At 71.2% G+C, this 24,187-nt stretch carries 26 protein-coding genes; 11 read left to right on the top strand and 15 right to left on the bottom strand.

The genetic code is table 11. The features are described from left to right. Positions 1–22 precede the first annotated feature (22 nt). Complete coding sequence (locus ACFYOY_RS09570; protein ID WP_388585855.1) at positions 23–757, bottom strand: nucleopolyhedrovirus P10 family protein; 735 nt, start codon at positions 755–757, stop codon at positions 23–25. Positions 758–947: 190 nt separating this feature from the next. Between ACFYOY_RS09570 and ACFYOY_RS09565 the strand changes: the two genes are divergently transcribed. The 5 genes from ACFYOY_RS09565 (at position 948) to amaP (ending at position 3,565) form a co-directional block, all read left to right on the top strand. Then, the gene (locus tag ACFYOY_RS09565) at positions 948–1,466 is read left to right on the top strand and encodes an Asp23/Gls24 family envelope stress response protein (RefSeq protein ID WP_351891188.1); all 519 of its coding nucleotides are present in this window, start codon (positions 948–950) and stop codon (positions 1,464–1,466) included. A gap of 41 nt (positions 1,467–1,507) precedes the next feature. Then, the gene (locus ACFYOY_RS09560) at positions 1,508–1,702 is read left to right on the top strand and encodes a hypothetical protein (RefSeq protein ID WP_078640735.1); all 195 of its coding nucleotides are present in this window, start codon (positions 1,508–1,510) and stop codon (positions 1,700–1,702) included. Between the two features lie 99 nt (positions 1,703–1,801). After that, positions 1,802–2,272 carry a hypothetical protein gene (locus tag ACFYOY_RS09555; protein ID WP_351891178.1) on the top strand — a complete coding sequence of 157 codons (471 nt, stop codon included), beginning with the start codon at positions 1,802–1,804 and terminating at the stop codon, positions 2,270–2,272. Beyond that, positions 2,269–3,003, top strand: coding sequence for a DUF6286 domain-containing protein (locus ACFYOY_RS09550; RefSeq protein ID WP_351891173.1), 735 nt, complete (start codon positions 2,269–2,271; stop codon positions 3,001–3,003). The genes ACFYOY_RS09555 and ACFYOY_RS09550 overlap by 4 nt, the downstream gene beginning before the upstream one ends. A 7-nt stretch (positions 3,004–3,010) precedes the next feature. Next, positions 3,011–3,565 carry an alkaline shock response membrane anchor protein AmaP gene (amaP, locus tag ACFYOY_RS09545; RefSeq protein WP_351891167.1) on the top strand — a complete coding sequence of 185 codons (555 nt, stop codon included), beginning with the start codon at positions 3,011–3,013 and terminating at the stop codon, positions 3,563–3,565. 699 nt (positions 3,566–4,264) lie between these two features. On the opposite strand, the gene ACFYOY_RS09540 is transcribed toward amaP, so the two are convergent. The 6 genes from ACFYOY_RS09540 to ACFYOY_RS09515 all read right to left on the bottom strand — a co-directional run bounded on the left by ACFYOY_RS09540 (position 4,265) and on the right by ACFYOY_RS09515 (position 10,029). Beyond that, positions 4,265–5,020 carry an SDR family oxidoreductase gene (locus ACFYOY_RS09540; protein ID WP_351891162.1) on the bottom strand — a complete coding sequence of 252 codons (756 nt, stop codon included), beginning with the start codon at positions 5,018–5,020 and terminating at the stop codon, positions 4,265–4,267. Positions 5,021–5,024: 4 nt separating this feature from the next. Then, positions 5,025–6,806: a glycoside hydrolase family 15 protein gene (locus ACFYOY_RS09535; RefSeq protein WP_351891157.1), complete on the bottom strand. Its 1,782-nt coding sequence runs from the start codon at positions 6,804–6,806 to the stop codon at positions 5,025–5,027. Positions 6,807–6,853: 47 nt separating this feature from the next. Further along, positions 6,854–7,663, bottom strand: a complete 810-nt coding sequence (locus ACFYOY_RS09530; RefSeq protein WP_351891151.1) for an SURF1 family protein — start codon at positions 7,661–7,663, stop codon at positions 6,854–6,856. A 78-nt stretch (positions 7,664–7,741) separates the two neighbouring features. Next, entirely contained in the window at positions 7,742–7,975 is a 234-nt protein-coding gene (locus ACFYOY_RS09525; RefSeq protein WP_037949523.1) for a hypothetical protein, read from the bottom strand. A gap of 63 nt (positions 7,976–8,038) precedes the next feature. After that, positions 8,039–9,025 (bottom strand): DEDDh family exonuclease, encoded by a 987-nt coding sequence (locus tag ACFYOY_RS09520; RefSeq protein ID WP_211126292.1) that lies wholly within the window; start codon positions 9,023–9,025, stop codon positions 8,039–8,041. 101 nt (positions 9,026–9,126) lie between these two features. Beyond that, positions 9,127–10,029 (bottom strand): hypothetical protein, encoded by a 903-nt coding sequence (locus tag ACFYOY_RS09515; RefSeq protein ID WP_351891140.1) that lies wholly within the window; start codon positions 10,027–10,029, stop codon positions 9,127–9,129. Between the two features lie 120 nt (positions 10,030–10,149). Between ACFYOY_RS09515 and ACFYOY_RS09510 the strand changes: the two genes are divergently transcribed. Then, positions 10,150–11,046 (top strand): sterol desaturase family protein, encoded by an 897-nt coding sequence (locus ACFYOY_RS09510; protein ID WP_351891134.1) that lies wholly within the window; start codon positions 10,150–10,152, stop codon positions 11,044–11,046. Beyond that, positions 11,043–11,738, top strand: a complete 696-nt coding sequence (locus ACFYOY_RS09505) for a lysoplasmalogenase (protein WP_388585847.1) — start codon at positions 11,043–11,045, stop codon at positions 11,736–11,738. Before ACFYOY_RS09510 ends, ACFYOY_RS09505 begins: the two co-directional genes overlap by 4 nt. Positions 11,739–11,811: 73 nt before the next feature. On the opposite strand, the gene ACFYOY_RS09500 is transcribed toward ACFYOY_RS09505, so the two are convergent. Then, entirely contained in the window at positions 11,812–12,333 is a 522-nt protein-coding gene (locus ACFYOY_RS09500; RefSeq protein WP_351891123.1) for a hypothetical protein, read from the bottom strand. Between the two features lie 92 nt (positions 12,334–12,425). After that, the gene (locus ACFYOY_RS09495; RefSeq protein ID WP_351891117.1) at positions 12,426–13,958 is read right to left on the bottom strand and encodes a S8 family serine peptidase; all 1,533 of its coding nucleotides are present in this window, start codon (positions 13,956–13,958) and stop codon (positions 12,426–12,428) included. Positions 13,959–14,594: 636 nt separating this feature from the next. Between ACFYOY_RS09495 and ACFYOY_RS09490 the strand changes: the two genes are divergently transcribed. The 3 genes from ACFYOY_RS09490 to moaA all read left to right on the top strand — a co-directional run bounded on the left by ACFYOY_RS09490 (position 14,595) and on the right by moaA (position 17,662). After that, entirely contained in the window at positions 14,595–14,951 is a 357-nt protein-coding gene (locus ACFYOY_RS09490; protein WP_059147086.1) for a DUF485 domain-containing protein, read from the top strand. Then, positions 14,948–16,567, top strand: coding sequence for a cation acetate symporter (locus ACFYOY_RS09485; RefSeq protein WP_351891107.1), 1,620 nt, complete (start codon positions 14,948–14,950; stop codon positions 16,565–16,567). The genes ACFYOY_RS09490 and ACFYOY_RS09485 overlap by 4 nt, the downstream gene beginning before the upstream one ends. Before the next feature lie 105 nt (positions 16,568–16,672). After that, entirely contained in the window at positions 16,673–17,662 is a 990-nt protein-coding gene (gene moaA / locus ACFYOY_RS09480) for a GTP 3',8-cyclase MoaA (protein ID WP_351891101.1), read from the top strand. A gap of 41 nt (positions 17,663–17,703) precedes the next feature. Here moaA and ACFYOY_RS09475 read toward each other — a convergent pair whose 3' ends face one another. Then, on the bottom strand, positions 17,704–17,940 hold the full coding sequence (locus tag ACFYOY_RS09475; protein ID WP_351891094.1) for a hypothetical protein: 237 nt from the start codon (positions 17,938–17,940) through the stop codon (positions 17,704–17,706). A 193-nt stretch (positions 17,941–18,133) separates the two neighbouring features. Next, positions 18,134–18,523, bottom strand: coding sequence for a DUF3099 domain-containing protein (locus ACFYOY_RS09470; protein ID WP_351891849.1), 390 nt, complete (start codon positions 18,521–18,523; stop codon positions 18,134–18,136). A gap of 226 nt (positions 18,524–18,749) precedes the next feature. On the opposite strand from ACFYOY_RS09470, the gene ACFYOY_RS09465 reads away from it, so the two are divergent. Beyond that, positions 18,750–19,040, top strand: a complete 291-nt coding sequence (locus ACFYOY_RS09465) for a GlsB/YeaQ/YmgE family stress response membrane protein (RefSeq protein ID WP_351891088.1) — start codon at positions 18,750–18,752, stop codon at positions 19,038–19,040. A 197-nt stretch (positions 19,041–19,237) separates the two neighbouring features. On the opposite strand, the gene tyrS is transcribed toward ACFYOY_RS09465, so the two are convergent. The 4 genes from tyrS to ACFYOY_RS09445 form a co-directional block, all read right to left on the bottom strand. Continuing rightward, positions 19,238–20,656 carry a tyrosine--tRNA ligase gene (gene tyrS, locus ACFYOY_RS09460; RefSeq protein ID WP_351891081.1) on the bottom strand — a complete coding sequence of 473 codons (1,419 nt, stop codon included), beginning with the start codon at positions 20,654–20,656 and terminating at the stop codon, positions 19,238–19,240. A gap of 67 nt (positions 20,657–20,723) precedes the next feature. After that, a complete protein-coding gene (locus ACFYOY_RS09455) occupies positions 20,724–22,118 on the bottom strand; it encodes a metallopeptidase TldD-related protein (protein ID WP_351891074.1) in 1,395 nt (464 codons plus the stop codon). Continuing rightward, entirely contained in the window at positions 22,115–23,650 is a 1,536-nt protein-coding gene (locus ACFYOY_RS09450) for a TldD/PmbA family protein (protein WP_351891068.1), read from the bottom strand. Before ACFYOY_RS09450 ends, ACFYOY_RS09455 begins: the two co-directional genes overlap by 4 nt. 180 nt (positions 23,651–23,830) lie before the next feature. Continuing rightward, the gene (locus ACFYOY_RS09445) at positions 23,831–24,013 is read right to left on the bottom strand and encodes a hypothetical protein (protein ID WP_351891062.1); all 183 of its coding nucleotides are present in this window, start codon (positions 24,011–24,013) and stop codon (positions 23,831–23,833) included. Positions 24,014–24,187 lie beyond the last annotated feature (174 nt).

Raw genomic sequence — 24,187 nt, 5'->3', positions numbered from 1 at the left:
GCCAGGTCCGTTCAGGTTGTGGTCACGGGTCCACGGCGGTGACCAGGACGGCCACCGTGGGCGGCTGGTCCCCCGGGGCCGGGAGCGGGGCGGCCTGGGCCACCGCCGTTCGCACCGCCCGTGCCACGTCCACGGCGCGGTGATCCGCCGCCACGGCCAGCTCGATCCGGATGTGCGTGCCCTCGATCCGTACGGGCCGGGGCGATCCCAGCACCGGCGCGAGCCGGGTGACGCCGGGGACGGAGACGGCGGCGCGAGCGGCGGTCGCGGCGGGGTCCGGGCCGGGGCGTTCGACCGATGTCGGCCGTGGTGGTGGTTGGGGTTGGTGGGGTCGAGGGGTCGCCGGGGGCGGTGGCGGGAGTTCGTCCAGCACGTCCATCACCCGTACGTCCACCGTCTCCACCAGGAGGCCCAACCGGTCCGTCGCCGTGTCGAGGAGTACGTCGCGCAGCCGGTCCGCCGTCACGGGAAGCGGTTCCTCCAGCGTCGCCCCGCACTCCGCCGCGATGCATAGCGTTCCCGGCGGCAGCGCGCTCGGCGGGGGCGGTACCGCGGGTGTCGCGGCGGTGTCGGGGTCGGCGGGCGCGATCCGAAGCGCTCCCAGGCGTGCGTCGGTGATCTCGTCGGCGGCCCGCCGGAGCACCTCGCCGGCCGCGTGTTCGGTGATCCAGGAGCCGTCCTCCCGCCCGCCCAGGGGCAGCAGCCGTCCGAGTCGAAGTTGTTCCCTTACGGTCTGCGCGAGCCGGTCTGTGACCACCGTGTCACCCCTTGGCGCCGGACGGGACCGAGCCTTACTGGTCTCGGCCTGCCGTGTGCTCTCAGCCTGCCGCATCGATCGCGCGAGTGCCGCATCTCCGAGGCGGTTCGGGGAAGGCCCCTTTAAGGTTGACAGCAGAGCGAGCGGAAACTTCTTCGACCGCTCTTCGCCTCGGAAGGGACGATCGGTGATGTCCGAGACCGCACCACGGAACCGACCCGAGACCCCCGCCACAGAGCCCGCCGCCGGCACTCCCAGGACCCTGGGCGCCAGGGGCGGCATCGCCCCGGCCGCCAACGACCGGCCCCGGCGCGGCGGAGGCGACCCCGGCTCGCGGGGGCGCACCACCATCGCCGATGGCGTCGTCGAGAAGATCGCGGGTATGGCGGCCCGCGATGTGGTCGGCGTCCATGCGATGGGCGGCGGCCTCGCACGAACCTTCGGAGTCGTACGGGACCGGGTGCCCGGCAGCCGATCGGTCGCCCGTGGGGTGAAGGCGGAGGTGGGAGAGGTACAGACGGCCCTCGACCTGGAGATCGTGGTGGACTACGGCGTCTCCATCGCCGATGTCGCACGGGCCGTGCGGGAGAACGTGATCGCGGCGGTCGAGCGGATGACCGGCCTCGAAGTGGTCGAGGTCAATATCGCGGTCAGCGATGTGAAGTTGCCGGACGAGGAAGAGGAATCGCCGGAGCCGCGGCTCCAGTAGGCCGGCAGTGGTTCCGGTTGGCTCCAGCAGGGGAGCACACGATGAGCATGGCCGTGGTCGGGATGATCGCGGGGATGGCGCTGGCTTTCGCCGGTTACTTCGGTGGTTTCGGGGCCTTTCTGCTGGTGGCGGCGTTGGGCGCCGTCGGGTTTATCGTCGGCCGGTTCCTGGACGGTGATCTGGAACCGGGCGACTTCTTCCGTTCCCGTGGCCGTGATGACGGACGGCCACGGTGAACACTTTGACGACGACAGGCGCGATGACGACGGCAGGGGCCGTGGCGACGACAGGGGCCATGGCGGCGGTTGAGGCCATGACGACAGTAAGGACGCGCCGTGGTCGAGCCGGGTGAGCGGGGTGCGACGCGGATCGCGGACCGGGTCGTCGCGAAGATCGCCTCGCAGGCGGCGCGGGAGGCGCTGCGGGCGGACGGGGCTGATGTCGCGGATGCGGCTGCCGCTGGGGGCGCGGCGGATGCAGCGGACCTGGCGGACGTCGTGGATACGGCGGGTGCTGCGGATGCCCATGCTGCGGATGTCGGCCTTACCGATGCCGCCGCCGCGCGGCCGCACGCGGTCGCCGTGGTGCGCGGGGACGTCGCGCGCGTCCGGGTCGCCGTCGAACTGGGCTATCCCTCGGACATCGGCGCGCACTGTGGTGCGGTGCGTCGGCAGGTGATCGAACGGGTAGGCGAGTTGACGGGCATGGAGGTGCCCGAGGTCGTGGTGACGGTCGAACGGCTGCATGTGCCGCAGTGGGAGCACCCGGAGCGGAGGGTGCGTCGGGGGAGGGACAGGGTGCGATGAACGCGGACCAGAAGATGCGTCAGTCCACCTCGGCGTCGGCGTACGGCGGGCGGGCGGGGAGGGGAGCCGGGGACGGGGATCCGCCCGTGCGTATGAGGCGCTTCTGGTCCGTGCGGCGGGTACCGGCCGCGATCGTCGCCCTGGTCATTGCCGCCATCAGCGGGCTGCTGCTGTACGACGTGGCGGCCGTGCGTTCGGGTCGGCCCGCCATGCGATGGCGGGAATGGCTCGCCGACGAACTCGCCTCGCGGCCGCTGGACGACGCGTGGGTCATGGGCGGGGCGGCGCTGTTGGCCGCGCTGGGGGTGTGGATGGTGGTCCTCGCGTTGGCGCCGGGGCTGCGCGGGCTGCTCCCGATGCGTCCGCCGGAGGCGGAGCCGGGGGCCGAGGCGGAGCCGGGGAAGGCTGTGGAGCCGGGGAAGGCTGTGGAGCCGGGGAAGGCTGTGGAGGCGGGCGCCCGGGCCGGGGCCGCCGTACGGGCGGGGATCGACCGGACCTCGGCGGGTCTGGTGCTGCGGGACCGTGCGATGGAGGTGCCCGGTGTGCGGTCCGCCCGCGTGGATGTGGGCCGTCGGCGGGTCAGGGCCCGGGCGCTGGCCCACTTCCGTGATCTCGACGAGGTACGGGCGGATCTGGACGCCGCCCTCCACGAGGGCATCCGGCAACTGGGCCTGGCCCGGCGGCCCGCCCTGTCCGTCCGTGTCCGGCGGTCGGCGAAGTCGAAGGGGTGAGCGCGCCATGCTGAGTGTCGTCAACCGGGTGCTGCTGGGGGTCGTCGGTCTGGTGCTGGCCGGGGTGGGCGCGGTGGTCCTGGCCGGGTGGCCGCCGTTCGACGGGCGAGGCGACGTGCTGCTGAGCCGGGCGGACCGGACGCGGTGGCGGGACGCCGAGTGGTGGTGGCCGGCCGCCATCGCGGCGCTGGCGGTGCTCTTCGTGCTCGCGCTGTGCTGGTTCCTGGTTCAGATGCGGCGGCGTCGGCTGCAGGAGGTGCTGGTGGAGACGGGCGACGGCGAGGGCGCCCTGCTGAGGGGGCGGGCCCTGGAGGCGGCGCTCCTGGCGGACGCGGAGTCCCTGGACGGCGTGGAGCGGGCCCACGTCCTGCTACGAGGCCGACGGACCACGCCGGAGGCGCGGATGGGGCTGGTACTGGAACCGCGCGCGGAACCGACGCTGACGCTGGACGCACTGCGGGCGGAGGCCCTGGAGCGTGCACGGAGCTCGGCGGGCCTGGAACAACTCCCGGCGGAGGTGCGCCTGCGGGTGGCCCGGCACGGGGCGGAGCGGGCGCGGTAGGTCTGCGGGGGTGCCCTTGGGACGGGGGCGCCCTTGGGTGCGCGGTGCGCGGTGGGGTGTGTGGTGGGTGCCGGGTGCGGGGCCTTGGGGGCGGGGCCCTGGACCGTATATTTACGGCGCCGTTGGCCGGGGGCGTGGGGTTGGCCGGGGATGGGCGCCACAAATACACGTAAGCGTCCAGGACCCCACCCCTGCGGCCCCGCCCCCTCCTGCCGTCTCGCGGCCGCCCGCCGGTGGCACGGGCCGCCTGTCCGTCCCGTGTTCAGCCCGGGGGCCGGGTGTTGGGGTGGGGGAGGAGCGGCCCCGCCCCCTCCCGCGGTCTCGCGGCTGCCCGCCGGTGGGCCGGGTTCCGGTTCGCTGGGGCACGTTACGCGCCCCCTCCCGCCGTCTTGCGGCTGGGCGTCGGTGGCATGGGTGGTGTGCGGTTCCGGATCGTTCGGGGGAAAAAATCAGCCCCTCCGGCGTTTGAGGAGCGGGGTCCGGGGCGGAGCCCCGGCGGGGGTGAGGGGGGTGGAGCCCCTCCTTCGGGAAGGGGCGGGGTGGGGGGCTTTCCGCCGGAGGCGTCCACGGTCCGCACTTGGTGCACGGCCCCGGGGCCGGGTCTTGGGCGGAGCCCCGGCGGGGCCGAAGCCCCACCCCGCGCGGGGGGAGCCGCACAATGGTGTTGCGCGGGTTGCCGCCGGACGGCCCAAAGCCGCCTCAGAAGTTGTGCAGGGCCCCACCATCCACCGGCAGCATCAGCCCCGTGAGGTACGACGCCGCCGGCGAAAGCAGAAACGCGGCGGCCTTGCCGAATTCCTCGGGCGTCCCATACCGCCGCAGCGGAATCGCCGCCGCGTTCCGCTCCCGTGAGGCCTCCGCGTCGCCGGAGAGGGCGTCGAGTTCGCGGACGCGGTCGGTGTCGATGCGGGCCGGGAGGAGGCCCACGACGCGGATGCCGCGGGGGCCGACCTCGAGGGAGAGGGACTTGGCGAAGCCGGCGAGGCCGGGGCGCAGGCCGTTGGAGACGGTGAGGCCGGGGATCGGCTCGCGGACGGAGCCGGAGAGGACGAAGCCGATCACGCCGCCGGAGGGGAGCTGCTCGGCGGCCGTACGGGCGAAGCGGACGGCGCCGAGGAAGACGGAGTCGAAGGCGGCCTGCCACTGAGCGTCGGTGATGTCGGCCGTCAGCCCGGCCGGCGGGCCGCCGACGCTGATGAGGACGCCGTCGAAGCCGCCGAAGCGCTCGCGAGCGGTGGCGATGAGCCGGGCCGCGGCCTCGGGGTCGGCGTTGTCGGCGGCGACGCCGACGGCGTTCGGGCCGAGGTCGGCGGCGACGGCGGCCGCCGTATCGGCGTCGCGGCCGGTGATGACGGCCTTCGCGCCGTCGGCGATCAGCTCACGGGCGGCGGCGAGGCCCAGCCCGCGGGTGGCTCCGGTGACGATGTACACCCGGTCTTTGAGTCCAAGATCCATGGAGTCAGTCTGCCCTGGGCTGCTCCGCGAGGGTGAGGGCGGTCCCCACGAGGCCGATATGGCTGAACGCCTGGGGGAAGTTGCCGAGCTGCCGACCGGTCGCCGGGTCGTACTCCTCGGCGAGCAGCCCGACGTCGTTGCGGAGAGCGAGGAGGCGTTCGAAGAGCGCGCGGGCGTCCTTGTGGCGGCCGGCCAGGTGGAGGGCGTCGGCGAGCCAGAAGGAGCAGGCGAGGAAGGCACCCTCGGAGCCGGGGAGGCCGTCCATACCGCCGGCGGCGGTGTAGCGGCGGATCAGGCCGTCCTCGCTGAGCTCGCGGCGCACGGCGTCGATGGTGCCGATGACGCGGGGGTCGGTGGCGGGGAGGAAGCCGACGCGGGGGATGAGCAGGGTCGCGGCGTCCAGCTCGGAGGAGCCGTAGGACTGGGTGAAGGTGGACCGCTCGGGGTCGTAGCCCTTGTCGCAGACCTCACGGTGGACGGCGTCGCGCATGGCGCGCCACCGGTTCGCGTCGCCGCTCAGCTCGGGGGCGGCCTCCATGGCGCGGACGGCGCGGTCGGCGGCCACCCAGGCCATGACCTTGGAGTGGACGAAGTGGCGGCGGGGTCCGCGGACCTCCCACAGCCCCTCGTCGGGGTCGCGCCAGGCGGACTCCAGGAAGTCCATGAGCGCGGTCTGGATCTTCCAGGCGTGCGGTTCGGCGGGCAGCCCGGAGGCGCGGGCGAGGTGGAGGGTGTCGAGTACCTCGCCGTAGACGTCGAGCTGGCGCTGGTCGACCGCCCCGTTGCCGACCCGGACGGGGGTGGAGCGCTCGTACCCCTCCAGCCAGGGCAGCTCGTGCTCATGGAGCCGGCGCTCGCCTCTGAGGCCGTACATGATCTGCAGCTCGGCCGGGTCGCCGGCGATCGCGCGCAGCAGCCAGTCGCGCCAGGCGGCGGCCTCCTCGTGGTAGCCGGCGCGGAGCAGGGCGTTCAGGGTGAGGGTGGAGTCGCGCAGCCAGCAGTAGCGGTAGTCCCAGTTGCGGACCCCACCGAGCTGTTCGGGCAGCGAGGTGGTGGGGGCTGCGACGATGCCGCCGCTCGGGGCGTAGGTGAGCGCCTTGAGGGTGATCAGGGAGCGGATGACGGCGTCCCGGTGCGGGCCCTCGTAGCGGCAGCGGGCGGCCCAGTCGCGCCAGTCCGCCAGGCTGGAGCGGAGGGAGTCGTACGGGTCGATGAGCCGGGGGCGGGGCTCGTGCGAAGGGTGCCAGGTGAGCACGAAGGCCACCCGGTCCCCGGCCGAGACGGTGAACTCGGAGCGGGTGCTGAAGTCCTTGCCGTAGGTGTGGACCTCGGGCTCCGAGCGCAGCCATACGGAGTCCGGTCCGGCGACCGCGATCCGGTGGCCGTCGGTGCGGCGCATCCAGGGGACGATCCGACCGTAGTCGAAGCGCAGCCGGAGGACGCCGAGCATCTCGACGCTGCCGGAGACGCCCTCGATGATACGGACGACATCGGGGGCGCGATCGCGCTGCGGCATGAAGTCGATGACCTTGACCGTGCCGGTCTCCGTCTCCCAGACCGACTCCAGGACGAGGGAGTCGTCGAGGTAGCCGCGGCGGGTGCAGGCGCCCGCGCCCTTGGGGGCGAGCCGCCAGTGGCCGTTGTCACGGCCGCCGAGGAGCGCGGCGAAACAGGCCGGTGAGTCGAAGCGGGGCAGGCACAGCCAGTCGATCGAGCCATGGCGGCTGATCAGGGCCGCCGTCTGGTGGTCACCGATGAGGGCGTAGTCGTCGATGTGCTGGGCCATGTCCGGGCGCCTTCCCCCGGAAGGCGGATCCTAGGCCCGGACGGTGCTCAGTCCGCCGTGGCCGCGGCGGGGACCTTCTCCGGGGTGGCCGCCGCCTTCGCGGCCTCCGCGGCGCGGTCCCGGCGCTCGCGGCGGGCCAGGACGACCCAGCCGATGGGCACACCGGCGGAGAACAGCCACCACTGGACGGCGTACGCCATGTGCGGGCCGATGTCGCTGTGGTTGGGCGCGGGGACCGGCTGGGGCTGCTTGTCGCCCTTGGGGGAGGACGAGGTGAGCTCGACGTAGCCGCCGAGGACGGGCCGGGACAGAGCCTTCGCCTGCTGCTCGCTGTTGATCAGCGAGACCTGGCGGGGCGGCAGCCCCTGCTTGTCCTTGATGCCGCTGTTGCCGGTGGTCTCGTCGGCCTTCAGCCGGCCGGTGACGGTGACCTTGCCGGAGGGAGCGGCGGGGACCTTGGGGTACGCGGTGAGGTCGGCACCGGCCGGGATCCAGCCCCGGTTGACCAGGACCGCGCGGTCGTCCGGGAGCAGCAGCGGGGTGAGGACGAAGTAGCCGATGGACTGCTCGTCGGAGCCGGTGCGCTGGCGGACGACGACCTCATGGGCGGTGTCATAGGTGCCGGTGGCGGTCACCGTGCGCCAGGTGTCGTCGCGGGCCACCGTACGGCCGGGGGAGGTGAGCTTGTCGACGGCCACGGCCGGGGCGTCGAGGCTGTCCCCGATCAGCTGGTTCTGCGCGACCCGGTGCTCATGGCGGTGCAGCTGCCAGAAGCCCAGCCTGATCATCGTCGGGATCAGCGCCAGGGCGACAAGTGTGAGGATCACCCACTGCCGGGTCAACAGGAAGCGGTACACGTCCTTGACCCTACTCGGCGTGGATTGTCCCTCGGCCGCTGGGGGCGGCCCAGGCACAATCCACGCAGGTGGCCGGGTTCACACATGGTCGACGATGCCCACCTTCCCTTCCGCCCGCGCGCAGTGCGCACAGCAGTAGAACTGGCCGTCCGCTTCCACGCCCTGCCCGATGATCTGGGCGCGGCAGTGTTCGCAGATGGGCGCCATGCGGTGGATGGCGCACTGGAAACAGTCGAAGACGTGCACATTGCCCTGCGCGTGCACCTCGAATGTCATCCGGTAATCGTTTCCGCATACCTCACAACGTGCCATGCGCCTCAGCGTGCGGGCCCGCGCGGTGGCGGGCGAGCGGCGGGCGGGCGCGTCGCGCCGACTTCACCTGTTTGTCGGCGGCGCGGGGGTGACGTCCTGGAGGAGCTGCATGAAGGCGGCCTCGTCGATGACGGGCGTGCCGAAGGAGCGGGCCTTGGCGGTCTTGGAGGTGGGCGAGTCGGGGTCATTGGTCACCAGCACGCTGGTGAGCCGGGAGACGCTGGTGGCCACGTGCAGCCCGGCCTCGATCGCCCGGTCCTCCAGCAGCTCGCGGTCGACGGAGGTGTCCCCGGAGAACGCCACCCGCATGCCCTGGACCAGCTGCCCGCCCGGCTCGTACCGCCCGGGGTTGGGGTAGGGGCAGGCGGGGCGCTTGCGGCTGGGGCGCCAGGTCTGCCGGTACGACCGCTGGCGGCCGATCGCCGGGCCGTCGGACCACTCGGTGAGCGGCTGGCAGGCCAGCAGCGGCAGGCGCAGCCCGGTCTCGGCGGCCCGGTGGAGGCTGGGCCGGAAGGTCTCGGCGAGCACCCGCGCGTCGTCCAGGGCGTGGTGGGCGCGCCGCTGGACCACTCCGTAGTGCGCGGCGAGGGTCTCCAGCTTGTGGTTGGGCAGCGGCAGGCCCAGCTCCTTGGAGAGGGCGATGGTGCACAGCCGCTGCCGCACGGGCGCGGCGCTCTTGGAGCGGGCGTACTCGCGGGCGAGCATCGACCAGTCGAAGGCGGCGTTGTGCGCGACCAGGACGCGGTCGGCCAGGCGCTCGGCGAGCTCCCCGGCGATCTCGGGGAAGCGCGGGGCGCCCTCGAGCACCTCCTCGGTGAGGCCGTGGATCCACACCGGGCCCGGGTCGCGCTGCGGATTGACCAGGGTGTACCAGTGGTCCTGCACCGCGCCCCGAGCGTCGAGCTGATAGACCGCCGCGGAGACGATCCGGTCGTCGCGGGCGAGGCCGGTGGTCTCCACGTCGACGACCGCGTAACCCTGCGGATAGGTGGCCGGCCAGGAGGACGGCGGCGCGGGGTGCGGTGCGGCTGTCGTCGGGTCTTCGAGCATGGTCAATGAGGATACGGGCCGCCGCCGACAACCCTGACCGGCGGGCCGGTCGGGGCAGGCGGAGCCGCCGGGTTGACGGGGCGTCGGGCCCCGGCCGGAGGTCAGAGGTCGGAGAGGGCCAGCTGCAGATCGACGTCGCTGGTGAGGAGGCGGCCGGCGCGCTTGTCCTCCGGGCGGTCGGGCACCGTCACCTTCACCCCGGGCGAATCCCCGGTGAGAACCGTCACCTTGGCGCCGTCGAAGCGCGGGGCCCGCCGCTCGATGACGGACTTCAGCCGGTCGGCGGCGCGCTCGGCGGTCCGTTTGCCGTCGGTGAGGGCGCAGATGACCCCGGATGTCTCCTTCGCGGATTTCGCCAGCTGTCCGGTGGCCGTGACGCGCACCGCCCCCTTGGCGTTCTTCCCGCCGAAGTCGACGCGGTAGGCATCGCCCAGACAGCGGTCCAGAGCCTGGTAATCCGGGTCGTCCGCCAGGGACTTGCCCTTGGCCGGGCTCACCGAGGACAGGTCCTTGCCCGCGGAGCCGAAGGAGAGCTCGTCCTGGGCGACCCGGAGGGTTATGCCCTCCTTCTTCCAGATGGTCTCGCCGTGCCAGGTGCTCCGGGCGAATTTGCCCGCCTTGAGCTTGGCGGTGATGCGGTCCGCGTCGAAGGAGCCGTCCCAGTGCCCGGCGTAGCCATTGGTCACATCGGTGTCGATCATGGCCGGATCGAGCCCGTAGGCATGGGCGTTGAAGCGGTAGCCGCTCAGCAGTGGGCTGCCCGGCCGGCCGACCGTGCGGAACCGCTGGGAGTCGCCCTTCTCCAGCGAGCGCACCCGGTCGGCGTCGAGATAGGAGACCTGGGCCCCCGTCGCGCCCGCGACCGATACATGCCCGACCGCGGCCATCAGGGGTGAGGGGGAGTCATCGCCGCCCGACCCGGAGGAACACCCCGTGGTGAGCGCCGACAGCAAGCAGGCGAGGGCTATGCCGCCGGTCCGGAACCGTTCTCTGGCTCTGCGCACAGGCGGGGAGCTTAATCGGCCAATGGCTCCTGGGCGACCCCTATTGTTGACATCTCATCTACCATACTTGTTGGTAACTACCCCTAGCGGCGGCCTTGCGGGCGGTTCTATGTTGCGGACATGCCGCACCTGCCCAATGCCGTGCTGTGGTCGATACCGGCCTTTGTCCTGCTCACCGTCGTGGAGATGGTGAGCTACCGCTTCCACCCCGACGACGACGCCGAGGGCTACGCGGCGAAGGACGCCGCGACCAGCGTCACCATGGGGCTCGGCAGCCTCGTCTTCGACCTGGTGTGGAAGATCCCGATTGTGGCGGTCTACGCCGCCATCTACGAACTCACCCCACTGCGGGTCCCGGTGCTGTGGTGGACGCTGCCGCTGATGCTGCTCGCCCAGGACTTCCTCTACTACTGGTCGCACCGCGGGCACCATGTCATCCGCATCCTGTGGGCGTGCCATGTGGTGCACCACTCCAGCGAGAAGTTCAACTTCACCACCGCCCTGCGGCAGCCCTGGACCACCTGGACCGTGTGGCCGTTCTACGTGCCGATGATCGCGCTCGGGGTGCACCCCGCGGCGGTGGCCTTCTGCTCGTCGGTGAACCTCGTCTACCAGTTCTGGATCCACACCGAGCGGATCGGCACCCTGCCGCGCCCCATCGAGTTCGTCTTCAACACCCCCTCGCACCACCGCGTCCACCACGCCTCCCAAGGCGGCTATCTGGACCGCAACTTCGGGGGCATCCTCATCGTCTGGGACCGGCTCTTCGGGTCCTTCGTCCCCGAGATCGAGCGGCCCGTCTACGGCCTGACGAAGAACATCGGCACCTACAACCCGCTGCGGGTGGCCACGCACGAGTACGCGGCCATCGCCCGGGACATCGCGGCGGCGCGGGGCTGGCGCGAGCGGGCGGGCCGGGTCTTCAGGGGGCCGGGCTGGCAGCCCGCGCCGGCCCCGGAGCCCGGGTCGGCTCCGGAGGCCGGGCCGCGGGAGCCGGTCGGTGAGAGCGCGCGGTGAGGGCTGCCGCCGGGCGCGTGACGGGGGCCCTGCCCGCCCTCTTCGCGCTGCTGACCGCGGTTCACCTGGGCGCGCTGCTCATGGACGCCACCACCGTCGTCCATCTCACCAAGCCCGCCCTGATGCCCGTCCTCGCCGCCTGGGCGCTGGTGCGCGGCGGACCGTGGCCGCTCCCCGCCGCGCTGGTGTGCGGCTGTGGCGGCGATGTGCTGCTGCAGATCGGTGGCGAGACCGCGTTCCTGGCCGGAATGGGGTGCTTCGCGGCCGGGCACCTCTGCTATCTGGCGCTGTTCACCCGCACCGGGCGGGGCGCCCTGTTCGCTCGCGCCGGGCAGCCCCGTACGGCGCCCTGGGTGGCCGCCGGGTACGGGGCCGCGTGGCTGGGCACGGTGGCGCTGCTGTGGCCCGGCCTAGCATCGCATCTGCGGCCTCCCGTCGCGGGCTACAGCCTGCTGCTGACGGTCATGGCGCTGGCCGCGCTCGGGGCGGGTCCGTGGACCGGGCTCGGCGGGGCGCTGTTCATGCTCTCCGACACCCTGATCGCGGCCGGGCTCGCCGACTGGCCACGGCCACCGGTGCCGCAGTTCTGGATCATGGCCACCTATATCGCCGCCCAGTGGCTGCTGATGGTCGGAGCGACACGCGAGGCGATCCCGCGCCCCGGGCCGGAACCGGCGCTCGTCGGGCCGTGAGGAGCGCCGGCCGGGCCACCACGGGTGCTCCTCAGGCCACCACGGGTGCTCCTCAGGCCACCACGGGCGCTCGTCAGACCGTGGCGGGCAGCCGCCTCAGCCGGACCACCCGCAGCGGGTCCGAGGGGCGGTCATGGCTCAGCTCCCAGCCCCGGGCCCGCGCCGCCTCCAGGACATAGCCCGCGCCCACCCCGCGGTACTCGCGCACGGAGACGTCGTGCGGGCCCGGCGGCGGGGCCTTCTCCGCCTTCTGGGCGGCCAGTTCCTTGCCGGTCCAGGTGGCGATGCGCTTGTCGACCCGGGCCCGGTAGAAGGCCGCGTCGCCCTCGTGCCGCAGTTCCGGGAGCGTCACGCACCAGGCGGGCCACACCGCCACGCTGTCCCCGAACTTGTCGATCAGGCCGAGGAACCCCTTCTCGAACCCGGGGATGACCGTAAGGATCTCGGCCACGATTCCGAAGGCGATGAAGCCGAGGAAGATCACCACGATCAGCGCCCACCACAGCGGCAGCAGCAGCACGGTCAGCACGAACCGGATCAGCAGCCAGAAGGCCGGCCGCGGGGGCAGCGGTCCCCAGGAGGCGTCGTGGTGCACGGGAACGGGGTCCTCTCGCCGCTACATGGGGAACGCGTACGGGCCGCCGGGTGGCTGATCCACCCTGGCGGCCCGTGCATTGTGTCAGCCGGTCACTTCTCGACGGCGTCCAGGGCGTCCGCGAGCCCGGCGCCGTAGAAGCCGTTGTAGCCCTTGCCGCCCTCGCACACCGCGTCGACCGTGCCGTCGCCGTCGATGTCGTACGGCGTCGGGCAGGCGAGGTCATCGGCCTCGGCCTTCAGCAGCGCCTTCACCATCCAGGGGGAGGCGTGCGGATGGGTGCTCTTGACGAGCGCCGCGACACCGGCGACATGCGGCGAGGCCATCGAGGTGCCCGCCATGTAGCCGTACTGCCCGCCCGGCAGCGTGTTGTAGATCAGACCGCTGGTCGCCGGGGGCTCCGGCTTCTGGTAGACGGTGCTGTCGCCGCCGGGGGCCGCGATGTCGATGATCCCGAGGCCGTAGTTGGAGAACGAGGACTTGAGCGTCTTGGCGCCGGTCGAGGCGACCGTGACGACGCCCGGCAGCTGGGTCGGGATGTCCAGGCAGACGCTCGGGTCCACCTCCCGCTCACCGGGGGTGGTGTCGTTGGGGCTGGAGGGGTCGGTGATGGTGTCCGAGGTCAGGTCGTAGTTCTCGTTGCCCGCCGCGGCCACATTGACCACGCCCTTGCGCTCCGCATACGACGAGGCCCGGCGCACCGCCTCGACCAGAGCCTTCTGGTCCGGGTCGGTGGTGCAGTTGAAGTACCACGGGTCGGTGTAATAGCTGTTGTTGGTGACGTCCACGCCGTGCTCGGCGGCCCAGATGAAGCCGCAGACGACCGCCTCGGTGTAGAAGAATCCGGCCGTCGTGGACACCTTGATACCGGAGACCTTGACGCCCGGGGCCACGCCGGTGACGCCGATGCCGTTCTTCGCGGCGGCGATCTCCCCCGCGACATGGGTGCCGTGCGGGGACTCCTCCGCGGTCGGCCGCCAGGCGCCGTCGGTGGTGTCCGGCTTGCCCGTCACACAGTTGACGGACGCCTTACGGTCGAAGTTCGGCGCCAGGTCGGGGTGGGTGTCGTCCACCCCGGTGTCGATGACCCCGACGGTGACATTCCGGCTGCCCAGGCTCTTCTCATGCGCCTTGTCCGCCTTGATCGCCGGCAGATCCCACTGCAGCGGCTCCAGCGGGTCCTGCCCGGCCTTGGCCTTCGCCGCCACCGCCTGCCGCTCCTTCTCGCTCAGCAGCTTCGGCGTGTCGATGTCGTCGGTGGACTGGGCGGGCAGCGGGGCGGTGCGGGTGTTACCGGCGGAGGCGACGCCGCGGACCTTACGGACGCTCTTGGCGAAGTCCGGGTTGGCGGAGTGGACGACGATGACGCCGATCCGGTCGTACGACACGACGACCGTGCCGCCGGCCTGGACGATGGCCTTGCGGATCCGGGACGGGTCCTGCCCCGGCCGGGTGTTGACGACGTAGCTCAGTGACGGACCGTCGGCCGCGGTGGCCGCGGAGGCGTGGCCGTCCCGTCCGAGAGCGGTGGCGGTGGTGGGCAGGAAGGCCAGCGCGGTGGTGAGCGCCATGGCGGCGGGTATCGCGGCGGTGCGCAGCGGCAGGGAGGTGCGGCGCGGCGTCATGGGTACTCCGGTTCTCTCGATGGGGTGAGGAGGCTCTGTGCGGACGGACCGGGCTGGATGGACAGCGTTCCGGACCGGGGGCGCGGACGCGCGCTCAGCGCGCCACTCGGGGGACGTGGAGCCCCCGGGCGCGGGCGGCGGCCCAGCGGGCCGCGTCAACGGCCGCGGTACGGCCGGGGTCATCCGCACAAGCGAATGTGCGCGCTCTCGGGGCGCGGATCCCGCGCGCCGCCTCGATGCCCCGGGACGCCGCGAGACCGGGGCAGAGACGGCGGGGAGTGGCGATGAGGCGGTGCAAAGCCGACGGACCGTCAACAGCCCGCCGTCCGGGTCTTGGAGGAGCCGATCTCAGATGAGCCATGGGGTCTCCACTTCATCCGTACGGGCCGCCCGAACGCCGTCAGCGTCTGGGCGGGTACATGACGAAGGAAGCTATCGCTGATCAAGGTCGGACATCAATGCATTCCGGAAGAAAACCCGCCACAGTACCCGGAGCCGATCCTCGCTTCGAAGTCGTATCCGTCTCTCAACCAACCTGCCCCTGTCGTAGTGGGTCGGCGTCGCCCTACCATGCGTGATCTGGATCACCTCCGCCGCCGTGTTCATCCCCGTCGGACCCACTCACCAGGAGAGACCGTGGATACCGCACCGGCCAATGATCGTCCCGACGATCAGCGGCAACGAGACCGTTCTTCCTACGCCGAGGTGCAAGCGAGCGCGGAGTTCGGCGAACTGCGCGGTGCCCACCGCTCGTTCGCCTTCCCGCTCACCATCGCCTTCGTCAGCTGGTACCTGCTCTATGTGCTGCTGTCCAACTACGCGGGCGACTTCATGGGCACCAAGGTCGTTGGCCATGTCAACGTGGCCCTGGTGTTCGGGCTCGCCCAGTTCCTGACGACCTTCCTCATCGCCTGGTGGTACTCCCGGCACGCCGCCGCCAAGCTCGACCCCCGCGCCGAGGCGATCAAGTCCCGTATGGAGGAGCGTTCATGAGCCCCCATCTGCTCGCGGCCGAGAGCGCCTCGGACAACCGGCCGCTGATCATCACGCTCTTCGCGGTCTTCGTCCTGGCGACCCTCGGCATCACCATCTGGGCGGGCCGGCAGACCAAGGACGCCAACGACTTCTACGCCGGCGGCCGCCAGTTCTCCGGCTTCCAGAACGGCCTCGCCATCTCCGGCGACTACATGTCCGCCGCGTCCTTCCTCGGCATCGCCGGCGCCATCGCGCTCTCCGGCTACGACGGCTTCCTGTACTCGATCGGATTCCTCGTCGCCTGGCTGGTCGCCCTGCTGCTGGTCGCCGAGCCGCTGCGCAACTCCGGGCGCTACACGATGGGCGACGTCCTCGCCTACCGGATGCGCCAGCGCCCGGTGCGCACCGCCGCGGGCGTCTCCACCATCGTCGTCTCGATCTTCTATCTGCTGGCGCAGATGGCGGGCGCCGGTGTGCTGGTCTCCCTGCTGCTGGGCATCACCAGCGAGGCCGGGAAGATCCTCATCGTCGTCCTCGTGGGCGTCGTGATGATGCTCTACGTCACCATCGGCGGCATGAAGGGCACCACCTGGGTGCAGATGGTCAAGGCCGTGCTGCTCATCGCGGGCACCCTGCTGATCACCTTCCTGGTGCTGCTGAAGTTCAACTTCAACATCTCCGACCTGCTGGGCGAGGCGGCCAAGAACAGCGGCATCGGAGAGTCGTTCCTGGAGCCGGGGCTGAAGTACGGGCTCAACGCCACCACCAAGCTCGACTTCATCTCCCTCGGCATCGCCCTGGTCCTGGGCACCGCGGGACTGCCGCACATCCTGATCCGCTTCTACACCGTGCCCACCGCCCAGGCCGCCCGTAAGTCGGTCAACTGGGCCATCGGCATCATCGGCGTCTTCTACCTGATGACCATCGCGCTGGGCTTCGGTGCCGCCGCCCTGCTCGACCACGACGCCATCATCGCCTCCAATAAATCCGGCAACACCGCGGCCCCGCTGCTCGCCGAGGAGATCGGCGGCGGACCGGACTCCACGGGCGGCGCCATCCTGCTCGCGGTGATCTCCGCGGTGGCGTTCGCGACGATCCTCGCCGTGGTGGCCGGGCTCACCCTCGCCTCCTCGTCCTCCTTCGCCCACGACCTGTACGCCAATGTCATCCGTAAGGGCAAGGCGACGCAGAAGGAGGAGATCTCGGCGGCGCGCTGGGCCACCGTCGGCATCGGCACCGTCGCCGTCGTCCTCGGGGTGTTCGCACGAGATCTCAACGTCGCCGGACTCGTGGCGCTCGCCTTCGCGGTCGCCGCCTCCGCCAACCTCCCGACCATCCTCTACAGCCTGTTCTGGAAGCGCTTCACCACCCAGGGGGCGCTGTGGTCCATCTACGGCGGACTGATCTCCTCGGTCTTCCTGGTGCTCTTCTCGCCCGTCGTCTCGGGCAAGGAGACCTCGATGTTCCCGGACGTGGACTTCCACTGGTTCCCGCTGGAGAACCCCGGACTGATCTCCATCCCGCTGGGATTCCTGCTCGGCTGGCTGGGCACCCTCGTCTCCAAGGAGCAGCCGGACAAGGACAAGTACGCCGAGCTGGAGGTCCGCTCCCTCACCGGCCACGGCGCCCACTGACTTGCCCCAACCACCCGTGCGGCCCCTCCCTGTCACATCCGTCGCGTACGCTGCAGGACAATTGACCACAGTGCACGCGACGTCAACCGTGGAGGGGCCGCCACCATGCTGATCGACACCTATGGTCGCGTAGCCACCGACCTTCGGGTCTCCCTGACCGACCGGTGCAATCTGCGCTGCACCTATTGCATGCCGGAAGAGGGCCTGCAGTGGCTCGCCAAACCGGATCTGCTGACCGACGACGAGATAGTCCGGCTGATCGGGATCGCCGTCACCGACCTCGGGGTCACCGAGGTCCGCTTCACCGGCGGTGAGCCACTGCTGCGCCCGGGTCTGGTCGGCATCGTGGAGCGCTGCGCGGCCCTCGCCCCGCGCCCCCAGATGTCGCTCACCACCAACGGCATCGGGCTGGAGCGCACCGCCCAGGCCCTGCGCGACGCGGGCCTGGACCGGGTCAATGTCTCGCTCGACACCCTGCGCCCCGAGGTCTTCCAGGCCCTGACCCGGCGCAAGCGGCATGACGATGTGCTGCGCGGCCTCGACGCGGCGCGCACCGCCGGGCTGACCCCGGTGAAGGTCAACACCGTGCTGATGCCGGGGCTCAACGACGACGAGGCGCCCGATCTGCTCGCCTGGGCCCTGGAAAACGACTATGAGCTCCGCTTCATCGAGCAGATGCCGCTCGACGCCCAGCACGGCTGGAAGCGCGACGGCATGATCACCGCCGGGGACATCCTGACGAGCCTGCGCACCCGCTTCACCCTCACCGCCGAAGGCGAGGACGAGCGCGGCTCCGCGCCCGCCGAGCGCTGGCTGGTCGACGGCGGCCCTTCCCGGGTCGGCGTCATCGCCTCGGTCACCCGCCCCTTCTGCCGCGCCTGCGACCGCACCCGGCTGACCGCCGACGGGCAGGTGCGCACCTGTCTGTTCGCGCGCGAGGAGTCCGATCTGCGCGGAGCACTGCGCTCCGGGGCCCCGGACGAGGAGATTGCCCGGCTGTGGCGGCTGGCGATGTGGGGCAAGAAGGCCGGATCGGGGCTCGACGACCCGTCGTTCCTCCAGCCCGACCGCCCGATGTCGGCGATCGGCGGCTGACGGCCGCCGGGGCCGGGGGTCGCGGGGGTGAGGGGCCGCGGTCAGTGTTCGGTGGCCGACCACTCCGCCAGTGTCACCACGTCCTTGAGGAAGCCCCGCATCCCGAGGAACTCCGACAGATACTCGCGGTGTTCCTCGCAGGCCAGCCAGGTCTTGCGCCGCTCCGGAGTGTGCAGCTTGGGATTGTTCCAGGCCAGCACCCATACGGCGGGGGCGCGGCAGCCCTTGGCGGAGCAGATCACGGTGTCGGTCTCGGCGGTGGTCTCGCGGGTGTTCACACCGCAGACTCTACGGAAGGCCCGGCGGACATGGCGACGCCGGGCAGCCACGGGGGGAGCCGCCCGGCGTCGGTCCGTCGCTCCGACGGGGGATGCGGAGCGCGTACGCAGTATGTCACGAGGGATGGGGCCCGGTGCACCGGTCCTGCACTATTGATCTGAGGTTTTCTTGAGCTTACGGAAACGTGGCAGGTCAGCCCCGCTCGCCCCGTCCAGGCTCGCTGATATGTCCGACGTCCTCCGGGACGGATTCCGCCCGGCGGGAATCGGTCGGCTCCTCGCCGCGCCCGGCGATCAGCATCGGGCGGGGCGGGGTCGGGATGAAGGTGGTGGGCAGCGAAGTGCTGTTCTCCCGGCCCGCGTTGGCGATTACCACCGCGACGTAGGGCAGCACCACGCCCAGTACCAGGGCCACGATGGCCACATGGCGCTCCACGTTCCACAACACCGCCGCCAGCACGACCGCGAGGGTCCGCACCGACATCGAGATCACATAGCGGCGCTGCCGGCCGCGGACGTCATCGGCCAGCCCCTGCCGGGCTCCGGTGATCCGGAAGACCTCCGCATCGCCATGCTTCCGCATCACGTTCCACCACCTGATCGCCGAGCGGGCTTCCCCCGCTCTGGGACGTACTCAACGTTACGCCGCGTCTGCTGTCGGTTCGAGACCGGGGCGCCCTGATGGGGGCCGTCCGGGGTGCGCCAGAAGGCATACCGGCCCTCCGGCGTGCGCCGTAGCCGAAGTGGCCGAACACTGGAGGGGATGTGCATCTCCCGTGCATCCCTTCGCCGCGTGTCAGGGAGGCGACATGAGCTGGCTATGGGCGATCGTCGTGGGTTTGATCCTGGGTGTGATCGCCAGGGCGATCCTGCCCGGCAAACAGGCCATTCCGCTCTGGCTGACCTGCATCTACGGCATCCTCGGCGGCATCCTGGGCAATGCGGTGGCCGGCTGGATCGGAGTCAGGCACACCGAGGGCTTCGACTGGATCCGGCATCTGCTGCAGCTGGCGGGTGCGGTGGTGATCGTCGCCCTGGGCACCCCGCTGTGGCACTCCATCCGCGGCGGCGGACGCAGACATGGTGCGACGCGGACCTGAGCGGTGGCCCCCGGGAACGCGGCAGGTCGCGCCGGGGGTGCCGACACGATGGCGGTGCCGGGGGCCGGGTGCCGGGGTGCCGATACGGCGCCGATGACGAGCCGTCCGGGCGCCGACACGGCGGCGGCGGCCGGCGCGCGTGGTGGACGCGCACCGGCTGCCGCTTTCGTCCAGCGTCCAGCGGTGAGGCGGGCGGGTTACACCCCGTGCACCTGGGCGATCTTCCGCCCGGCCTTGAGGTAGACCGTGCCGGAGCCCGCCGTCACCCCGGTGGACGCCAGCGTCTCCGCGACCACCTCGGCCAGCGGGCGCACCGCCTGGGCCTCGGGGAGCACCACCGACTCCTGGCCGCTCTCGGTCTCGATCACCAGCCGCAGACCGTTCTGCTTGGCGACCCGGCGGGCGGCCGAGGCGCTGGGCTGGAACTCCAGCACCTTGCTCAGCACGGTCGCGATGGACTCGGCGCCGTGCTCCCCGGCGTCGACCACCGGCAGCGTCTCGACGTCGGTGAAGCTCTTCTTGGAGAACTGGGCGACAAAGCCCGCACGGGCCGCCATCGCCTTCTCGACGCCGTACAGCGCCGCCACGACCTCACCCGCCAGGACCTTCTTCAGATCCATCGGGTGCAGCGACCGGTCCTCCACCCGGGCCGTCGCGGCGGCGATCTCCGCGTCCGTCCACTCGGTCCATGCCTCCAGGTACGGCTTCATCAGCCGGTCCGGAATCGACATGATCTTGCCGAAGACATCGTCGGCGGTCGCGGACAGCGCGACATAGTTGCCCTTGGACTTGGACATCTTGGCGCCGGTGCCGTCCGTGCCCTCGATCAGCGGCATCGTGACCACCAGCTGCGGCCGCTGCCCGCGCAGCTCCATCAGCTTGCGGCCCATCTGCAGATTGAGCAGCTGATCCGCGCCACCCAGCTCCACATCGCACTCCAGCGCCACGGAGTCGAGGGCCTGCGCGATCGGGTAGAGCAGCTCGGACATGGTGAGCCCCGAGCCGGCGGCCAGCCGGTTGCGGAAGTCCTCGCGCTGCAGCAGCTGGGAGACCGGCACCTGGGAGAGCAGCCCCAGCAGCTCGGGGAAGGTGTACGGCGCCAGCCACTCGCTGTTCTGCCGGAAGCTGACCTTCTCGAAGTCGAAGAACGGCCGGACCTGGTCCTGGTAGCCCGCGAGGTTCCGGGCGATGTCCTCGTCGGTCAGCGGCGGGCGCTCCGCCGTACGGCCCGACGGGTCGCCGATCTTGGCCGTGAAGTCGCCGATCAGCAGGGTGACGTCATGCCCCATGCGCTGGAAGCGGCTGAGGATGATCATCGGCACCACATGGCCGAGATGCACATCGGCGGCCGTCGGGTCGATGCCCAGCTTGATGCCCAGGCCCTGGCCCGCGCCGCGGCGCTCCTCGATCCGCTTGGCCAGCTCCGCCACGCCGGGCAGGATCTCGACCGTACGGGACGCGATCAGCTCGGCCTGCTCCGTCGGCGACAGGTCCGTCAGATCGATATAGCGCCGCGAGCCCGTCTCCTCGAGCAGCTGCTCGACGGTCTTGTCGGAGGAGAGGTCCTGGGAGAGGAGCTCGGTGGCGCGGGCGACGGATTCGCCGAGGCGTGTCATGGCGTTCCTGGGGATAGACGAAACGGATACGGATCAGATCGGGCGTGGACCAGTCTATTCGGCTCGTTCACACCCCCTTGCTGACCGAGCTCATATTGAAGTCCGGGATGCGCAGCGCGGGCACCGCGGCGCGGTTGAAGTAGTCGCTCCACTCCCGTGCCAGCGTCCGCTCGGTGCGGCCCGCCTCGGTGGCGCGGGCGAGCAGATCCACCGGCGATTCATTGAATCGGAAATTGTTCACCTCACCGACCACCTCGCCGTTCTCCACGAGATAGACGCCGTCCCTGGTCAGCCCGGTCAGCAGCAGCGTCGCCGGGTCGACCTCGCGGATGTACCACAGGCAGGTCAGCAGCAGCCCCCGCTCGGTCGAGGCGACCATCTCCGCCAGCGAGCGGGTGCCGCCCGCGTCCGCGATCAGGTTGTCGACGGGGGGAGCGAGGGGCAGCCCGGTGAGTCCGGCCGTATGCCGGGTGGTGATCAGATGCTGGAGTACGCCGTCGCGGATCCAGTCGGTGGCGGACAGCGGCAGACCGTTGTCGAAGACCGACGCGTCGTCCCCGGACGCGTGCGCGATCACGAACGGCGCCGCCTCGAGCCCCGGCTCGGCCGGGTCGCTGCGCAGCGTGAGGGGCAGCTCGGACAGCTTCTCGCCGACCCGGGTGCCACCGCCCGGCTTGCTGAAGACCGTACGGCCCTCCGCCGCGTCCCGCGCCGAGGAGGACCACAGCTGGTCGATCAGCAGATCGGCCACGGCGCTCGGGGGCAGCAGCGTCTCGTAGCGGCCGGCCGGCAGCTCGATCCTCCGCTCGGCCCAGGCGAGCCGCCGGGCGAGCTCGGCGTCGATCGCGGCCGGGTCCACATCGGTGAAGTCGCGGGTGGCCCGCCCGGCCCAGGCCGAACGCGTCCGGTCCGGGGACTTGGCGTTGACCTCGAGCGTGCCGGTCGGCTGGTCATGGCGCAGCCGCAGCCCGGTGGACGTGCCCAGGTAGCTGGAGACCAGCTCATGGTGGGCGAATCCGTACAGCTCCCGGCCGCCCGCGCGGGCCCGGGCGAAGGACTCGCCGAGGGCGGGGGCGAAGTCGGCGAACACCTCGGAGGAGGTCACGGCGGGGGAGTCGGTGAAGCCGGGGGAGACCGCCGCACCCGCGTCCCGCTCCACCAGCGGCTGGGCGTCCTCGGCCGGCTCCGCCTCCCGCGCGGCCGCCTCGGCGGCCCGGACCAGCGGCTCCAGCTCGTCGGCGGTGACCGCGGACCGGGACACCACACCCGAGGCGGTGCCCTGTCCGCCGTTCACGGTGGCCACGACGGTCAGGGTGCGGCCGCGGGTGACGCCGTTGGTCGTCAGGGCGTTGCCCGCCCAGCGCAGATTGGCCGTCGAGCTCTCGTTCGCGATCACCACACAGCCGTCCGCACGGGACAGCTCCAGGGCGCGCTCGACGATTTCATGCGGCTTGCTGCTCATCGTCCCGCCTCCTGGGTGGTGTTGAGGATGTTGACGCCGCGGAACAGCGCCGACGGGCAGCCGTGCGAAACGGCCGCGATCTGCCCGGGCTGAGCCTTGCCGCAGTTGAAGGCGCCGCCCAGGACGTACGTCTGCGGACCGCCGACGGCCGACATCGACCCCCAGAAGTCGGTGGTGGTGGCCTGGTAGGCGAAGTCGCGCACCTGCCCGGCGAGAGCGCCGTTCCTGATGCGGTACGCCCTTTGCGCCGTGAACTGGAAGTTGTACCGCTGCATATCGATCGACCAGGAGCGGTCGCCGACCAGATACAGACCGTTCTCGACGTCCCCGATCAGCTCCTCCGTCGAGGGGCCGCCGGGGGCGGGCTGGAGCGATACGTTCGCCATCCGCTGCACCGGCACATGGCCCGGCGAGTCGGCGAACGCGCAGCCGTTCGACCGCTCGAAACCGGTCAGCCGGGCGATCCTGCGGTCCAGCTGATACCCGACGAGCGTGCCGTCCTTCACCAGATCCCAGGACTGCGCGGCCACCCCCTCGTCGTCGTACCCGATGGTGGCCAGCCCGTGCTCGGCCGTCCGGTCCCCGGTCACATTCATCACCTCGGAGCCGTACTTCAGCTTTCCGAGCTGGTCGAAGGTGGCGAAGGAGGTGCCCGCGTACGCCGCCTCGTAACCGAGCGCGCGGTCCAGCTCGGTGGCGTGGCCGATCGACTCGTGGATGGTCAGCCACAGATTGGACGGGTCCACCACCAGGTCGTACGACCCGGCCTCGACGGATGGCGCCCGCATCTTCTCGGCGAGCAGTTCCGGGATCTCCGCCAACTCCGCGTCCCAGTCCCAGCCGCCCGCCCCGGGCCCGCCGGTCAGATACTCCCAGCCGCGCCCGACCGGCGGGGCCAGCGTGCGCATCGAGTCGAACTCTCCGCTCGCCGGGTCCACCGCGACGGCGGTCAGCTGCGGATGGAGCCGGATGCGCTGCTGGGTGGTCGTGGTGCCCGCGGTGTCCGCGTAGAACTTGTTCTCGTGGACGGTGAGGAGCGACGCGTCCGCGTGCGCGACCCCCTCGGCCCGCAGCAGCCGTTCGCTCCACTCGGCGAGCAGCCCGGTCTTGTCGGCGTCCGGCACCTCGAACGGGTTGACCTCGTACGAGGACACCCAGGTCCTGTCGGCATGCACCGGCTCCGGCGCGAGCTCCACCCGCTCATCGGACCCCGCGGCCTCGATCACCTTGGCCGACAGCTTCGCCATCGCCACCGCCTGCGAGGCGACGCGAGCGGCGGCGTCCATGGTCAGATCCACCCCTGACGCGAACCCCCACGCCCCACCGTGCACCACCCGCACCGCATACCCCAGGTCGGTGGTGTCCGAGGCCCCGGACGGCCTGGCATCCCGCAACCGCCAGGCGGCACTGCGCACCCGCTCGAACCGGAAGTCGGCATGCTCGGCCCCGAGCGCGCGGGCACGCGCGAGCGCCGCGTCGGCGAGCGCCCTCAGGGGCAGCGCGAGGAAGGACGGATCAATCTCGTGCGCCACGGGCGACTCCCCTTCGTCGGTGTACGTCTGGTTGGTTGGTGTCCGTCGGCAGTGAACCATGGCTGCACGACACAGGGCGCCCTTTTTGCTGCGGATGCCCGGGCCTCGCGTCTGTAACCTGGTCCCCCGACTTGCCTGTCGTAGTATGAGGCCACCGGGCCGCGAACTCGACCGAAATCGTCAGCGCTGGTCTTTCGGTTCCGGCAAGCCGTGGAGAGCGTAGATTGCCTGACGCTGCTCTTCCACGGTGCCCACCTCTGAGCAGGGTGCTGGATCGAGAATGTAAACCTCTGCTTGGTTCACGGTGCGATTCCTGGGGTCGAACGTGTAGGCGTACAGCCCGTCCGACATCTGTGCTTGCATGCCGCTCAACGTGATATCCAGTCGTGCGCCTTGGCAGCAGAGCAGAAGTCCTTCCTTCTCCAACTCTTCCCTGAAGAGTGAGAGGCACCGAAAGAAATTCCCTGCCTCGAATTCCGTCCTGATGCCACTCTCTCTCGTGCAGGAGATTCTGTGCGGATGCGTCCCGAGTAGTTC

The sequence above is a fragment of the Streptomyces sp. NPDC007875 genome, assembly GCF_042868035.1.
Lineage (GTDB): Bacteria > Actinomycetota > Actinomycetes > Streptomycetales > Streptomycetaceae > Streptomyces > Streptomyces antimycoticus.
The sequence above is the reverse complement of the archived record's forward strand: the minus strand, read 5'-3'. Positions and strand labels throughout refer to the sequence as shown.